The organism is Sphingobacterium chungjuense (assembly GCF_011316935.1).
GTDB classification, from domain to species: domain Bacteria; phylum Bacteroidota; class Bacteroidia; order Sphingobacteriales; family Sphingobacteriaceae; genus Sphingobacterium; species Sphingobacterium chungjuense.
The window spans coordinates 181482-197177 of sequence record NZ_WLYS01000005.1 but is presented as its reverse complement, the minus strand read 5'-3'; the positions used below and the strand labels follow the sequence as shown (position 1 = coordinate 197177).

At 42.5% G+C, this 15696-nt stretch carries 10 protein-coding genes; 4 read left to right on the top strand and 6 right to left on the bottom strand.

What is annotated here, in order from left to right:
* Positions 1 to 258: 258 nt before the first annotated feature.
* Positions 259 to 1032, bottom strand: coding sequence for an XRE family transcriptional regulator (locus tag GKO22_RS13590; RefSeq protein WP_166335916.1), 774 nt, complete (start codon positions 1030 to 1032; stop codon positions 259 to 261).
* A 117-nt stretch (positions 1033 to 1149) separates the two neighbouring features.
* Between GKO22_RS13590 and GKO22_RS13585 the strand changes: the two genes are divergently transcribed.
* Positions 1150 to 1470: a GIY-YIG nuclease family protein gene (locus GKO22_RS13585; RefSeq protein ID WP_166335915.1), complete on the top strand. Its 321-nt coding sequence runs from the start codon at positions 1150 to 1152 to the stop codon at positions 1468 to 1470.
* A gap of 49 nt (positions 1471 to 1519) precedes the next feature.
* Here the strand turns inward: GKO22_RS13585 and GKO22_RS13580 are convergent, their stop codons facing one another.
* Together GKO22_RS13580 and GKO22_RS13575 are read right to left on the bottom strand one after the other, a co-directional pair.
* Entirely contained in the window at positions 1520 to 3097 is a 1578-nt protein-coding gene (locus tag GKO22_RS13580) for a calcineurin-like phosphoesterase C-terminal domain-containing protein (RefSeq protein ID WP_166335913.1), read from the bottom strand.
* A 108-nt stretch (positions 3098 to 3205) separates the two neighbouring features.
* Entirely contained in the window at positions 3206 to 5941 is a 2736-nt protein-coding gene (locus tag GKO22_RS13575; protein ID WP_166335911.1) for an outer membrane beta-barrel protein, read from the bottom strand.
* A gap of 429 nt (positions 5942 to 6370) precedes the next feature.
* On the opposite strand from GKO22_RS13575, the gene GKO22_RS13570 reads away from it, so the two are divergent.
* From GKO22_RS13570 to GKO22_RS16765, 3 genes are all read left to right on the top strand, one after another.
* Positions 6371 to 7192 carry a DUF4394 domain-containing protein gene (locus GKO22_RS13570; protein ID WP_166335909.1) on the top strand — a complete coding sequence of 274 codons (822 nt, stop codon included), beginning with the start codon at positions 6371 to 6373 and terminating at the stop codon, positions 7190 to 7192.
* 141 nt (positions 7193 to 7333) lie between these two features.
* Positions 7334 to 8101 carry a DUF3050 domain-containing protein gene (locus tag GKO22_RS13565; RefSeq protein ID WP_166335908.1) on the top strand — a complete coding sequence of 256 codons (768 nt, stop codon included), beginning with the start codon at positions 7334 to 7336 and terminating at the stop codon, positions 8099 to 8101.
* A gap of 131 nt (positions 8102 to 8232) precedes the next feature.
* On the top strand, positions 8233 to 8355 hold the full coding sequence (locus GKO22_RS16765) for a hypothetical protein (RefSeq protein ID WP_262886497.1): 123 nt from the start codon (positions 8233 to 8235) through the stop codon (positions 8353 to 8355).
* A gap of 124 nt (positions 8356 to 8479) precedes the next feature.
* Here GKO22_RS16765 and GKO22_RS13560 read toward each other — a convergent pair whose 3' ends face one another.
* Genes GKO22_RS13560 through GKO22_RS13550 form a run of 3 tightly spaced genes read right to left on the bottom strand, consistent with a single transcriptional unit; the run spans position 8480 to position 15694 of the window.
* Positions 8480 to 10945, bottom strand: coding sequence for a phosphocholine-specific phospholipase C (locus GKO22_RS13560; protein WP_166335906.1), 2466 nt, complete (start codon positions 10943 to 10945; stop codon positions 8480 to 8482).
* 24 nt (positions 10946 to 10969) lie between these two features.
* Entirely contained in the window at positions 10970 to 12460 is a 1491-nt protein-coding gene (locus tag GKO22_RS13555; RefSeq protein WP_166335904.1) for a SusD/RagB family nutrient-binding outer membrane lipoprotein, read from the bottom strand.
* A 12-nt stretch (positions 12461 to 12472) separates the two neighbouring features.
* Entirely contained in the window at positions 12473 to 15694 is a 3222-nt protein-coding gene (locus GKO22_RS13550; protein WP_166335902.1) for a SusC/RagA family TonB-linked outer membrane protein, read from the bottom strand.
* Positions 15695 to 15696: the final 2 nt, after the last annotated feature.

Sequence of the window (15696 nt, the reverse complement as noted above, 5' to 3'; positions counted from 1 at the left end):
CTAAACCGATTCATTTTGAAAAATTCAATCGCTTCAACGATTAGGATTTTTAGCCGAAAAATAATAGCTATTCGCCGATAGGCAAAGCCCATTAACCTAAAATACCTACCACATGGTGATAGGTACTCCTATTATTGTTGATAATACATCGAATTATTAACTCAATCCCGATATTATGTACCACTTCTTACAAACCATTACGCTCCACGTGTTGGAATACGCAGATACATTGACAAACGCATTGTTAGGTACTTAAAACTATTTCTTATCGGCTACAGCGTTGATCGTTTTTTGCATTTGCGCCATCATAGAGCTCAGTGCTTCTAAAGAAGGCTCTGGATTAGGCTCTGGTAATTCTGTGCTGATGAATGCTTTTGCTTTCCATACTTCCAATACATCGGCAGATTCTACCCAATAAGGCTCATACGATTTGTTGTCTGATACCAAGCGCAATCCCTTTTCTTCTTTAAATTTTTGACCGATCCGTTTGTACACAATGCCATCCGATTTAGAAACGACCACGTAGGTCTGTCCCACCTTGACATCCGTCCAGTTTTCCACATATTCGGCGATAATAATACTACCTGTTGGCAAGGGCAACATCGAATCTCCTTTGATCTCAAAAGCGCGATACGTACCTTGATTAAACATCGGCAAAGAAAAGCGGGGTAATTCGCGCACATACTCTGGATCACCGTAGCCGTTCATATACCCTGCGCTTGCTTTGACGGGTACCAATTCTATATTCTCATTATCGTGCTGATCTACCGTAATGCTTAGCACACGCAAGTTGGCTGCATTACCGCGGGCAGTTGGTTTCCAATGCTCATCGATGACCTGATCAATCAACTCATCCATCGTCAGCTCAAAGAAGTCTGCTATTTTTTTTAGCAGCTCGTATTTTGGTTCTGCGCGATCTTCCTCATACGCTCCTACAGAAGCTCTTTTAATAGCTAACGCATCCGCAAACTGCTGTTGAGTAAGCCCTTTCTTCTTGCGCAGGTATTTGAGATTGGTAGATATGTTTGACATTTTTTTTAGTAAATTTTTGAAAGACTAAATTTATTAGTAATATTGTGCCAATAAAATTAGTAATAATATGATAGATTACCAAACTGCAGTCTGTCAATTAGCAAACAAAATAACGATATGTATAAGATAGTCATCCTTACCGATAGCAACAGAAGATATTTAGAAGTACTCATGACGAATAATCTTTTGGATGTTTTGCATCATATCACTATGGCACAGCAAACGCAATTGAACTTGACGACGAAATTGTCGAGAATCGTGTATGAGGAAACGTATGCGACGGAAAGTGGCGCAGTGGATCGGTTGAAGGAGCTACAAACCTATACTCGCATGCAGCGCGAACGCTTAGTAAGACGGCAAAACCCAAATTGGTTGAACTTGCACCCAGCGGTAAAGCCTGTGGTATCTTTGTATAACTCCACGCACTATGCAAGCTAGATACGTGAAGTTATAGAAGATAGATAATGCAATAAATTAATAAGCCTATTTACGGCATTACTTCAATTGTTTTGGTTGCGCGATGTTCTTTGCCAAACATATCGGTCGCGCGTACTTCAATCTCATGCTTACCTACAGCTAATTTAGGATACCTCACTTTCCATAAGTGAGTTGATGGCACAGCATTGGAAGGTCTTTTACCTGACTTCACAGTTTCTTTCGCTTGATCGTACGATAGTGTTTTAAAGGTGTAATCTGGATCCGCTTCTTGTACATACTCCATATCTTTCCATTTGCCGCCGTCTACGCTATACTCTACCTTATCTGTTTCTTGACCTACAAAGAAATTAGCGAACAAAGCATGACTTCTTACAAATTCCTCCGCGACCTTCTCTGTTCCAGTTAGTGCAATCTGATAGGTTGCTGGTTTGCCAGCTACTTTATAATCAAAGGCGTACTTGTTGCCATCGACGGTAAGCGTGACATATCCTTTTGGCGTACCATCACGCATGGTAGAAAGCGGTACACCTTGCGCATTCATTTCTCCAGAATACCAATCTCCCGAGGTCGTACCTACGTTGTACTCATGATGTGGTTTTTCTCGCTTCCAGCCATCCTCTTTTTGGAAATATACCTGCGTTTGAAAGTGCGTATGTGCAGAAAGTGACAGTGTATTTGGAAATGGCGCTAACAGATCCATAAAGCGCTGACGATCTTCCGAGCGGAAATGTGTAGAAGACTTATCGTTCAGAAATAATGGAATATGATAGGCAATGACAATCAATTTTTCCTTAGGCACTAATTGAAGATCATTTGCCAAAAAGGTCAATTGATCGTCTCGAAAACCACCTGTATAACCTTTACCTGTTGCTGGATTAGGATAAATAATATTATCTAAAACAATGAAGTGGGCATTCCCGTAATTGAAGGAATAATTGGCCGGGCCAAAGTTCTTTTCAAATGTTTCGTCAGACAAAGAATCTACCGTCACATCGTAGTTCATATCGTGATTGCCCATCACGTTGAACCAAGGCAAGTTAAGCGCTGCCATGGTGGATTGATAGTCTGGATGTAAACTCAAGTCGTCTCCTACCAGATCGCCTAAGCTCAATCCAAAAGAAATGTGATCTGTTGACTCAATATCTTCTATGATTCCTTTCTGGAAATAGGCAAGATCTCTCTTGTCGTAAGTTTGTGGATCGCCAAAGACAAACATATTGAATCGTTCAGATTCATCCTGTTTGTGCAAAGCAAAATCTACCGATTTCGGGAGTTGTCCTGTCGGTTCAGAACCAGCGTACTTTAGTTCTTTTGGTGAACCCTGCGGTTTGTGTATGTAATAGAATTGGTGTAGCTTGTTTTTGTTCTTCGGAAATGTATACCCACTGGGTTTGATGACAAAAATGATATTGTCATTGCCTACAGGCAGTTCGTATTCGCCTTTATTGTTGGTCGTCACGACTTCCTGACCATTACTTACCGCAACATTGGGCAAGCGGGTTTCCCCTTTGTCCATCTTACCATTGTGGTTGCTATCTTCGAAAACCACACCCGACACCTGATCTTGTGCGTATGCGCCTAGCGAGAGACACAACCCTACACTCAAAAGTACACTTGAAATATTCATCTTGAATTAGATAGTTTGCTTGCAAAACTACCATTTACCCTATTCGCTGCCTACTTGGGCATGTTATGAAATCATGATGTTGCTGTAAATGTATTGTTAGGTAGATGCCTACTTCGGCAAACGTTGCAAGCGCATATTGAGCGTCAGCATGAAATAGCGGCCTAATCGGTTGTTACGGGATTCGAAGATATCGTTGCCCACATACTCAGTCACCACACCCACATTTTTATTTTGGTCTAACAAATCAAAACATTCTAGCCGCAATAAAGCCATTTTATTCTTCCAAAAAGAAAACTCGACATACGTATTGATGATCGTAGGGCTCACATCGGTGATGTCTTGCACGTAGCCGCGAAACCATTTTTGTGACATCTCTGCGCCTAGCATAAAGCGATTACTCAAATAACCTCTGCCGCCCAAACTGAACAAAGCCGAGTGCGCAGCAATGCGTTGCCGGCGTGGTAGCTCAAAATTGGCTTGATTTAATAGGTAGTTTGCATTAAAAACGGACTCAAAATACTCGTCCCAGCTGTAACGCAATTGCATATTTTGCGCAAATAAGTACTGCCGAGTGAGGCTACGTTCTGCGTTGACAAAAACGATATTATTAAAATAATCTAGATTACCGGTTGTTTCTAGATTGAATTTATCATTGAATATAGGGGTATTGAAGGTGTAATAACTTTTCAATTCATAATAACCGTCGGTGTTCACAAAAGAAACTTCTTGCACCGTCTCGTCAGAATTGGCGGTCTTGGATGTTACGATTTTGTTGCTAGTAAAATTATAGGCGAAATTCAGTTCCAAATATTGGCCTTTGCTGGCAATAGATTTACGCAAGATAGTCGATAATCGATTGACAAATTCGGCCCGTAATAAAGGATTTCCGACGATAATCAAACGGGAATTGGTGTTATCTCTAATCGGTGCAATTTGCAGAAAGTTGGGTTGACTATTCCGTCCATTATAAGTAAACTGCCAATCGAATTCATCCGTGAATCGATAACGCATCATTGCGGATGGAATGAGATTAATATTATCATATCGATATTGTAGCGTATCATTGGCAACCGCGCCAGATAGTCGTAATGGTTGTACACCAAAGCCCAAATTGGCACGGAACCGCTTATTGGGTTCGTATTGATATAATAATCCTGTTCGATTGCTCGTAAAAAGGTATTCGTAATTAAGACCCAAAGAATCTATAATCGGCAAATTAGCTTCCCCAGGTAAGCGAACCCGTCGCGACATTTCTATGTTAGTAAGGTCATACTCGTAAGAGATTTCCAACAAGCTATGATCAAAAAAAGGTTCTACATAAGATATCGCGGCACGCATAGATTTAGTCGCATCGTACTGATTTACCAATTGCTCCTGACTGAAGCGGCTAAAAGTAGGTTCCGTTCCCGTATTGTCAAAAATCTCATATTGCTCCGATACGTCCTCAATTTTATCTAATCGATTGTATCCCACACGAATATCTCCTATCAGCTTTCTTTTTGGATGTTCAAAATATTTGGAATATAGTGCGTTGAGTTGATAATTAGGGCGCTCTATGGTGGCAGAATCTTGATACCAACCGTCATTTTTGACCTGAAAATTGTCGATTAAGATATTTCGCTTGTTATCCCGCACGGATCTATTCAAGACAATAGAAGGGGTAATTTTTAATAAATCTTTGTTTTTAAATGTAGAGTTTAATTCAAGATCGAATTTATGTGTCCGATCATCACTGATCGAGGTAAAATCTTCCGATTTGGTAATCTGATAACCATCATAGGTAGACCGCAATAAGGAGTTTCCGACGGTTTCATTTTTCCGACGGGAATACGCATAGCTTCCCGTTAGTGTGCTTCGCTGACCAACATTGTCAGAAAAATTGACACCAAAGGAATTAATGGTATTTAATCCGTCGGCTTGATCTGCATAATCTCCAATATCCGAGAGACTGGCTGATCGTCCGCCTGCCCCATCGGGCGAGCCAAATGTAAATAGACTAGTATTCGTATTATTAGAAGAGGCGATAATCGAAACCTCTTGTCCACGGTCGAATTTGTTTAAACCAACGCTTCCTAAATAACGATCATTAGTACCGCCACCAGCGGTGGCCTGCCCAAACATGATTTTCTTTCGGTCTTCGTGCAGGATGATATTGATAATCTTTTCGGGTGTGCTACTTTTTATACCTTTTATTTCCGCCATATCGCCATAGTGATCGATTACCTCGATCTGCTTAATATAATCGGCGGGCAGATTACGTGTCGCCGTGAGCACATCACCACCAAAAAACTTGCGACCATCAACTTGCACCGAAGTAATAACTTGGCCATTGTAGAAGGTGGTCCCATCGCGCAAAACATTGAACCCAGGCAGTGAACTTCGTAATACATCTTCCAGCAAAGACTGCTTCATATACGAAAAGCCAGACATATTGAAAACCGTGGTATCTCCTTTATGTACAATTGGAATCGTGCGCAACACCTGTACTGGATCGATATAAGAAACACCAGCAACCAATACGACTGGTGATAAGACTAAGGGGCTGGGATCGTGTTCGTACAAACTAACAAAAGCAGTTTGACGCTCTTTGCCTAACATGGAATAAATTAGCTTGACCTCTGATCCTACTACACCACGCAAACGATAAATTCCTTGTGCATTCGTTACCGTATATAATGTGTCTTGATCTGTCTGCAAGTACACATTCACACCCTTTAATCCAATTCCCAAAGAATCTATCACTGTACCTGTAATAACTTTACCTCGTACTTGAGCTTGGCCCTGACTTGCAAGACCTACCAAAAGTAGTAATGATATGATTAAGATAAAATGTCTAACAGGCACGCACGCAAACTAAAAAGGCAGTGACACAAAATATTCGTTAACCGATAATTGTAAGTTAACATTATAACGTTGTATCCTGAAATTATTGTGTAAAAAAAGGCTCTCCCGTAAAATTAAAGCTTTTTTACGGATGTTGGGTGCTCTATAATGATGTAGCGATCCACAGCCGAATGCTGTAAGGCGTCTTACAAAAAATGTGTTAAGTGATATGCTTTATAACCTCATGATAATGAGATTATTTTGCTAAATAAAATATTTTTTTAAATGATGCTGTGTTGCAGTATCATTTTTGAAGCAAGACGATCGTAGTAGCATAATCTTGTTATAATTAATTTTTTTCCAAACAAAAATAATGAAGGTCTGTTCCAGCATTAGTCGTTATGACACCTATTGAGAAGAACACAAATACTATTAATAATTAAAACTACTATGAAAAAGAAAACTACCTTATCGATGGCGTTAGCCTTGTTGGCTGGTGCCGTAATTACTACTTCTTGCTCGGACGACAACACCGTCGACAATGACATTATGGGTCCAAATGTTGAGTTTTATGCTATTGATGGCGACAATCATTTGATTCGCTACAATGCGCAAAACGTGCGTAACTCCGTTCAAGAATGGACAATTACTGGAACAGAAAGTAACGAAAAAATCTTAGGTATCGACTTTCGTCCTGTCGGAGGTGCGTTGTACGCGGTAGGTAGCAGCAATAGAATCTATACGATTAATACACAAACTGGTGCCGCTACTGCTGTTGGTTTAGTTCCTTTCATGCCAGGCGTGGATGCCACTGAGATAGGATTTGATTTCAATCCTACTGTAGATCGTATTCGTTTGGTTACAGCAAATGGCCAAAACTTGCGCTTGCACCCAGAAACTGGAGTTGTAGCTTTCGTAGATGGAGAGTTGAATGGTGTGGCTAATGCAAAAGTAACGGCAGCTGCTTATACCAATAACACATCTGATGCAACGACTACAGATCTATATGTGATTGATGTAACAACGAATAGATTATACAAACAATCGCCGCCTAACGACGGTGTATTAGAGTTAGTTGGTGATTTAGGAATGAATATTACTGCTGCTGGCGGTTTTGATATCAGTTCTGATGGTCAGTATATTATGGCATCGTTAGAAGTAGATGGCAGACACAGCTTATATAGCATCAACTTAGAAACAGGTAGAGCAACAAAAGCTTCTAGTAACTTTAGCAAGCCGATAATGGGTCTAGCTTTTCCAACAGTACAATAAAACGAAATAGCGCGACAAGATCAAATAACCATCTGTGCTACGGCATAGGTGGTTATTTTGTTTATCACCTGAGTGTTAAAAACCCACTCTACACACTAAATATCTAAGATAGCATACAAACTTTATAATATCTTTGCACCCATGTCTAGGATCGAAAAACTACAAGCAGCTATCGCCCAAGAGCGCGAGCTTTTATTACGCCATCCATTGTATGCAAGAATTACTACGGTGGAAGATTTGCAAGCTTTTACCGAAGGACATGTGTATGCCGTGTGGGACTTTATGTCTTTATTAAAAGCTTTACAGATACAACTCACTTGTACTTCCGTACCATGGTTTGCTAGTACGATGCCAAATACCAGATATCTGATTAATGAGATCGTCTTAGCCGAGGAATCCGATTTATATATCGATGGTAGAAGGTTGAGTCACTTTGAAATGTACTTAGATGCCATGGAAACTATGGGCGCCAACATAACAGGAATCTTAGATTTTGTGGTGCGTGCAAAGGCGTCTTCCGACATTCAAAAGGCAATAGTTGAATCCGAATTAGATTCACGTATCAAAGACTTTTTAAATTTTACTTTTTCGATTATCCAAAGTGGAAAACCGCATCAGATTGCAGCGGCATTCACATTTGGTCGCGAAGACTTGATTCCAGATATGTTTACCTCGATCCTGAAAGAATTACAGGCGAAATCACCAGCAGTAGATATGTCTAAATTTATTTATTACTTCCAACGCCATATCGAACTAGATGGAGATGAGCATGGTCCATTGGCTATGCAGATGATCTCGGAGCTGGCTGTTGACGACGATGAGAAATGGCAAGAAATGCAAGATATTGCTTTACGAGCTCTGCAGGTACGCTCCAAATTGTGGGACGCTATCGCTGATCGCATCGGGTAATTGCGGATTGTACGTGCTCGTGGTTCACTTTACGTGAAGTCATGCATTACATTACGTGATCTATTCAACTCCCATACTTTTGGCATTGGCTTTGCAAATCCTTATGAAACGAACATATAATCACAAAGGATATGAAAGAAGCAAACAACGAAGAGAACCGCGCACAAGCACTAGGATTAGATAGAGGCGAGTACCTATTGTTACTAGCCATCCTCGATATCCCTGAAGGAGATAACAACGAGCAACAATTTTAAAATCATACATACATCAGAAAAAAGAGCTTTCGATCATTGATCAAAAGCTCTTTTTTATTTATAATAATCTGTAAACTGGGCATTAGAAATGTGCCAAATTCAACGTCTCAATCTATTTAAAAGATCAACTTCCCATTAATGGATCTGTTTTGCTATGTTGCCCAGTATCTACGTGCCCGGCATAGCGATAACGCAGTGTCGGATCTTTTTGATGTTCTATTAATAAATCATACCAACCATTTGTTCTATCACAATTGACCATAAAGCCAATCGATCCTTTTTTCTGAATAATGGTTTGATCATCGTACGATACATCGGATACTTTCCAATCTCCGCTCCCACCTGGCAATGCAATTTCTAGCGCTTCTATTCCTTCTTGTAAACTGATATGCGCTGCCGAGGATGGAATGTGCTGCGTCGAACCCATGAATGAGCGGTAAAATCCATTAGGACCATGTAGATCCAGATGATATCGTCCAGTAGAAAAATTCTGTAAAGGCCAGCGGTACGTGATTGTTGTGCCATTCTGAACGGTAAAGTTCCAAATCGCTGCGGGATTATCATGATCTTGATATGGAGCGAGCGCTCGCACACAAAGCGGAACTGCCTTATTTTTTTGAACACATTTTACTCGACCGTGATAGCGCATCTCCAGTACAATTTCTTTTTGCGCAGCATCCACTGATAAATTAACATCTACATCGTAAGGCAATGCATTTGCTGATTTTGTGCCCTTTTCCTGTTTCGGTAATCTTTGCGCCAAACCACCTTGGCGTATGGTCTGCAATTCGTCTTTAGAAAAAGCTGCTACATCTCCAGGAAGTTGCTGTATGCTTGCGGCATAAATACGCGCGACTTCGGCATCGCGATCTACAGGCTTCAGTTGCGGCGTTGTGTCTTTCGATGCTGCTGGGCGAAAAGCCGAAGTGAGGTCACCACAAACCGCCCTTCGCCAATCAGATAGATTGTTTTCCAATACTTCTTTACCAAATTTTCGGCCAATAAAGTGCTCTAAAAACTGAATGTTTGATGTGAGATCGAGCACTTCAGAATTCACCCACCCACCTTTACTCCAAGGAGAAGCAATAACCATCGGTACGCGAAACCCTAAGCCAATCGGACTATCTAAGGTAGCTTCTGGTTTTCCGGTGCGCACTTTTTCTTGGGCTGCTGTTACATATTCCGATCGGGTATCCATGCCTTCGGGATTTAAACCCGAAAATGAGCGATCGGAATGTGCTGGCACAAACGGTGGCACATGATCAAAATAGCCATCATTCTCATCATAAGTCAAAATGAAAATGGTTTTCTTCCAGATTTCAGGATTCTTCGTCAGAATATCCAATGCTTCGGATACGTACCACGCACCAAACCAAGGTGAACCAGGATGGTCAGAAAATCGACAAGGTGCCACTAACCAAGATACGGTTGGCAAATTGTCCGCATCGACATCTTTTCGAAACTCATGGAAGATATCCCCTTTTGGCACTTGGACTTTCTTCTCTCCTTCTTGATCCTGATATTTTAGCGAAGCTAATTGGTGATAATCTGGATCGGCTGTATTCGTGCAAAACGCTTTCCGATGGATGCTCTTGCTAAAAGAATCTAGTTGCTCAAATTTAGCAGCGGAATAGTTTTCTAAGTCTCGCGTGAGCCGCTCGATTTGCTGCTTCAATTTCGTATACTGCTCCGATTGCTGATCGCTCCGCTTTTCTAGCTCTGCTTTGGAAGATGCTAGCGTATTTTCCATCCAGCGCCGATGCGCTGGATGGAATCGCACTTTATATTGTTCGTGAAACTCTAGGTTGTTATTGGTGAAATTAGCTAACCAATCTTCCTCCTCCCCTGCAAATCCTACGGGTAAGCTTAATTCGTTTTGATATACATTCCATGAAATACCTGCTTTCTCTAATCGTTCGGGATAGGTCGTCCATTGCACATCGCGGTAATTAATTTGTCCATTTTCCACGTGCGCCACCGACTCTGGATTATGTGGTTCTTCTCGTACCGTGCCAGACCAGAAATACGATCTGTTGGCACTCGTACCCGTGAGTGAGGAACAGAAATGTTGATCGCACACCGTAAATGCGTCCGCAAAGGCGTAGTAAAAAGGAATATCCTGACGTGTGTGATAGCCCATGGTCAAAGGCAAATGCTGATACGCCTTGTTTCCGGCTTTTTTAGCTTCTAGCCAAGTATCGAGCTTGCCATTATTCCGAGCTTCCACCATATCTTTCCAACTATGTGGTAAAGAACCCATCCAAGTGGCTTTCGTTTGCTCTATATCCAAGCGAAATGGGCCGTAAGCTTCACCTTGCGCATTTTTCTGCACCCAAGCAGGTAATCCGTCGCCGTCGCGAATGGCGCGCGGATCGCTGAAACCACGAACCCCACGCAACGTGCCGAAACAATGATCAAATGATCGGTTTTCCTGCATTAGGAATACCACATGCTCGGCATCCAAATAGGTTGTTCCCGCTTCGACTTCAATGGCCAATGCGCGTGCGATGGAACTAGGAAGGAATTGATAAGCGGCCGTTGCGCCACCCAACATCGCTGCTTTCTTTAAAAATGCTCTTCTACTATCCATGCTGTTTTTCTGTGTAAGATACCATTATTTTGTCCACCATGTTTCTTGCTGAATGGCATCATTGCCGTTAAATTGTCTTTGGATCGCTGCATCTACCTGAGCCGTATTCTGATTGTACTCTTTCTGTGGATACATCCATCGGTAAGCGGTACGCACATTGGCCGCTTTGCGCATGGTTGGATAACCTGTGCGCAAATGATCGAAGTAAGCTGAATAACCACCTTGATGAAAGGAACGTAAATATTTCTGCATCATGATACGTTCGATACGCTGCTCCGTAGTCGTCGCATTCGCTAAATTAACATTAGGCAACCGCAAATAAGCATCTACACGCTCGGCACTAAAGTACTGACCCAAATTTTTGGCATACTTTGCATAGAAGTTGAGAGCCGCGCGCACGCCAGCATTATACTGCGTAACCGCGTCGCCGGGAATCCATCCGCGTACAACCGCTTCCGCTAAGATAAACTGTTGCTCGGCATAACCCATTAATACCATGGGTTCGCATGTCGGGTCGATGGTATAGCGATCATGCACTTTTGAAAGTCTTCCAGCAATGGCTTTATCGTTGACCAATGCATAAGGTACGATAGGATCTCCGCCTTCATAAGCGGTGAAATCATCTAATGCAGCTCCGGCTTCACGGCCTAAGCGTGTTTGTGATGCAATGGCGAATAAGCGCGGATCTTGATGATCTTGCAAACGACGAATGAAGGTAGAATCCATATACATGCCCGATCCGTAACCGCTGGAGTTAAACTCTGGATAGCGATTGTCTTGCTGATCTAGGTAAACGAGTTGACCATCGTCTGCATCGGATTCCAATAATATGCCGTTATTCGCAATTTGTGCAAACTGCTGCACAATATTTAAGTCCGCATCAGCGGTTTTGCTAGACAGGGTCATTAATACTTTTAGGCGGAAACTATTGATCAGTTTGCGCCAGCTACTCGCATTCCCACCATAGATAATATCTCCGGCGATCAGGTCGGGATTGACTTGCAGCAATTCGTCGGCCTCGGCTAATTCATCAAGAATACCCACAAAAACGGCCTTTTGCTCGTCGTATTTGGGCAAATACAATCCAGCCGATTCCCCTTGCAATGCCTCGCTATAGGGAATATCACCGAAAGTGAGTGTCAGGTTATAGAAATAATAGGCGCGAAAGAATTTGCCTAATGCCAAATAAGTCGGCTCATCAATAGCGGAAGCTTCTTCCATCATTTTGGTCACATTACGAAGATCATTGTACTGATCGAAACTGCCACGCTGCCAATTATAAATCTGATTGGCATTCTCGCCATCGGTCTGTAAGATCATCTTGAGTGTGTATAAGGGTGATGTACCACGCCACGTGTTGAAAACATTCCACTCCACATTGGTCAGCAAAGCTTGAGGATGTGTGGATGAAGCATTGTTCGGGTCGATATTTACCTCCGTCAACTTTTCGCAGGAAGACAAGGTGGTTAGCAGCAGCAAGCTGGCTATAGTAATCGTATTTCTAAGCTTTTTCATATGATCGAAAAATTAAAAAGTAAGGTTAAGAGATACGCCAAGGTATCTGGTAGATGGATCTTGCAGGTTGTCGTCGTTACCAATACCAAAATCTGGATCGATGTAAGGAATATTTTTCCAAACCCATAAGTTCGTGCCGAATACGGAGGCATCCAGTGCTTTGAATTTGCTTGATTTCAGCCATTTATTTAAATCGTATCCTACAGAAAGTCTACGTAATTTTACAAATGAACGATCATACACGTTGGCAAATGTGCTGCTTTCGCTCTCCGTAACACGTGCCTGATAAGGATAAATCTGTGACCAAGTCTGCCAACTTACGGCATCGGTAAATGGCGCATAAGTACGTGTATCTTCCGTAATATTTCCCTGTACATCATACTTTACCTCACCGCCAGTGACTATGACGCCAGATGGTCTATAAACATTTTGTCCTGCATCGTATTCTTCTTGTCTGTACAGTGTGGAAGAAGGATGTTTACCGCCCCACCACATTTTTTCAATCGTTTGAGAACGCATCACCCCACCAATAGACCCATCAATATCCATTTGTATGCGAATATTTTTGACCATAAAGGTATTGCTAAAACCAAACTGCCAATCCGGATTGAAATAGCCCAAATAACGTGGGAAAGGATCACGAATCGGCATTCCTGTCGTTGGATTGAGGATCAACTGACCATCGGCATTTTTCTGCCAAACTTGATCGTAATAAGCATCAGCGCGATCTCCTTGATACAGGTTGCCAAAGCGTGCTTGATCGCCGTAGATCGATTGCAGTCTGCGTACAGAACGCGTCCAGTTGACTGCCGTACGCCACGAAAAATGATCATTTTCGATAATGCGTGCACCCAACATCACTTCCATACCTTGCGTACGATAGACATTACCGTTTACCATTCGCGTAGCGAATCCAGAAGCATCGGAGTTTTCAAGTTGAATAATCTGATTGCGATCGCGCATATCATAATAGGTCACATCCATATTCAGGCGATTCTTCAAGAAAGCAAAAGCCAAACCCATTTCCCAAGTATTGGATTGCTCGGGCAGGATGTTAGGATTGATGATGCCGCTTGGATAACTAACGGATGGTGTAGATCCATATGTCAACGCTTTGTTGTACACCGCGCGGATACTGTATGGATCTAAGGCCGACGATACCGAAGCCCAAGAAGAATAGAGCTTCACGTAATCAATCGCACGTGGCATCGGGATATAATCAGACACGATCGTACTGAAGGACGCTGACGGATAGAAATAGGAATTGTTTTCGGCCGACAAAGTCGATGACCAATCATTACGACCTGAAAAATTCAAATACGTAGAGCGAAAGATATCGAAGTTAACGGATGCATAGGCACTTCTAGTGATGGATGTATGATTGGCATTGGTAGCGCGTACCGGTCCTTGGGTATTTCCCAGATTATAAATGAATGGCACAACCAATCCGTCGGTCGATTGATATGCATTAGACAACGTACGCTTGAATGTTGAGGCACCCGCATTAATATTCAAGCCAAAATTATCGCTAAACTGATCGCTGTACGTGGCCAATACGTCGGCATCGAAGTTCAACTGTCCATTGTTCCACATTTTGTAATCGCCATTTCGCGAATCACCGTAATTCATGTATGATTTCGGACTTTGCATGTCTTCAAACGTGGTTTTTTGGCGAGCAGCAATACGTCCTTGCACATTGAACTTGGAGGAAACTTGCCAGTTCAATCTGGATTGTGCGTGTACCACGTCTTGGTCAAAAACTTGATTTAGCTCATTGGCAGCGAAGTAGGGATTGTTGTACCAAGCATAGTTGTAGTTGGCTTGGCGATATCCTTCCTGTCCTGGAATGTATAGATTGTTAGCCAAGTCTTGTCCGTTTACATCATTTCCCATCCAAAGCAGTATGGTGTACATGTGGTTTTTGGGTCCGTAACCATATCGTGGAAAATTTGGTGACTTCACCTTGTTGTAGGAAAAGTTGATGTCTAAATTCAAATTTGGTGTAAAACGATAATTGGAGTTGATGTTGATACCACCGGAGTTCAAGCTCGTATTGGGTACTTGACCTTTCTGATAGGCATATTTACCAGAAGTAAACAAGCTTAGTTTCTCAGATTTATGCGATAAGGTGAAGTTGTTCTCAGTCACGATACCCGTTCCCAAGAAATCACGCAAATTGTCGTATGATCGCCATTCGATAGGCACGCGTTCGTAGCGCGATTTGTCGTCATAGAGCGTTCCGCTCACATCGCCATACCAAGGAATTACCGTTCCAGTTTGTTTGTCGCGGATTGGACTATTCCATTGCGGTAGCAATAATCCGGTATTTAACTTTGGTCCCCAAGTCATGTCGCCATCGGAAATACCGCCATCAGCACCATCCCAAAATTCGTATTGGCCGTTGGATCCGCTACCAAATTCGGTTTGTGATTCTGGAAATACCGTAAATCCAGCCGACATCATATTGGTGGTTCCGATGGTGACTTCCAAACCTTCCACCTTGGCATTTTTAGTGGTAATCATAATCGCACCATCGCGACCGCGGAAACCGTATAGCACCGATGCGGCTGTACCTTTTAGGACGTTGATATTCTCGATATGCTGTGCTGGGATGTCAAACAATTCAGATTCTACGGGGATACCATCTACCACGATCATCGGACTGCGGCCCCGTAAATTGAATGTCGGTGCTTGAAAGATACCAGTAGGATTGTTCACAATCAAACCTGCCACTTGACCCGTTAAAGCCGTACCGATATTCATTGTTTTAGCTTCTTGCAGCACTTCGGTATTCACTTCCTGGGTAGCATAGCCAAGTTTTCGCTTTTGCTGCTTGATACCGATCGCGGTCACGACCACTTGATCCATTTCATTGAGTGCGGGGTCTTTGAGTACCATGATGGCACTACTTCGTTTGCCATTGGAAATAATGATAGCGCACTCATCTTTTGGCAACATACCCACGTAACTAACGGTGATACAATAAGTGCTGTCTGCTGGAAGATTTTGAAACACGACACGACCATCGGCATCGGATGAGCCCAATCGCTCCAATTTGAGATTAGTATTGTGAATTCGCACGGTCGCACTGGAGATCGCGCTGTTTTCCTTGTTCTGAACGAGAACGACGAGTTCGCCCTGCTGTTGTGCTTGTACGGTGGATAATAGCAAACTTAAAAATGCACCGATGAGCCCGAATTTCAGAAAGGGCTTGGGATTGAGTTTTGTACGCATTG

Coding starts and splice junctions, on each gene's coding strand:
- GKO22_RS13590 (WP_166335916.1), bottom strand. CDS start 1,032: ATGTCAAACATATCTACCAATCTCAAATACCTGCGCAAGAAGAAAGGG.
- GKO22_RS13570 (WP_166335909.1), top strand. CDS start 6,371: ATGAAAAAGAAAACTACCTTATCGATGGCGTTAGCCTTGTTGGCTGGT.
- GKO22_RS13555 (WP_166335904.1), bottom strand. CDS start 12,460: ATGAAAAAGCTTAGAAATACGATTACTATAGCCAGCTTGCTGCTGCTA.
- GKO22_RS13580 (WP_166335913.1), bottom strand. CDS start 3,097: ATGAATATTTCAAGTGTACTTTTGAGTGTAGGGTTGTGTCTCTCGCTA.
- GKO22_RS13560 (WP_166335906.1), bottom strand. CDS start 10,945: ATGGATAGTAGAAGAGCATTTTTAAAGAAAGCAGCGATGTTGGGTGGC.
- GKO22_RS13565 (WP_166335908.1), top strand. CDS start 7,334: ATGTCTAGGATCGAAAAACTACAAGCAGCTATCGCCCAAGAGCGCGAG.
- GKO22_RS16765 (WP_262886497.1), top strand. CDS start 8,233: ATGAAAGAAGCAAACAACGAAGAGAACCGCGCACAAGCACTAGGATTA.
- GKO22_RS13550 (WP_166335902.1), bottom strand. CDS start 15,694: ATGCGTACAAAACTCAATCCCAAGCCCTTTCTGAAATTCGGGCTCATC.
- GKO22_RS13585 (WP_166335915.1), top strand. CDS start 1,150: ATGTATAAGATAGTCATCCTTACCGATAGCAACAGAAGATATTTAGAA.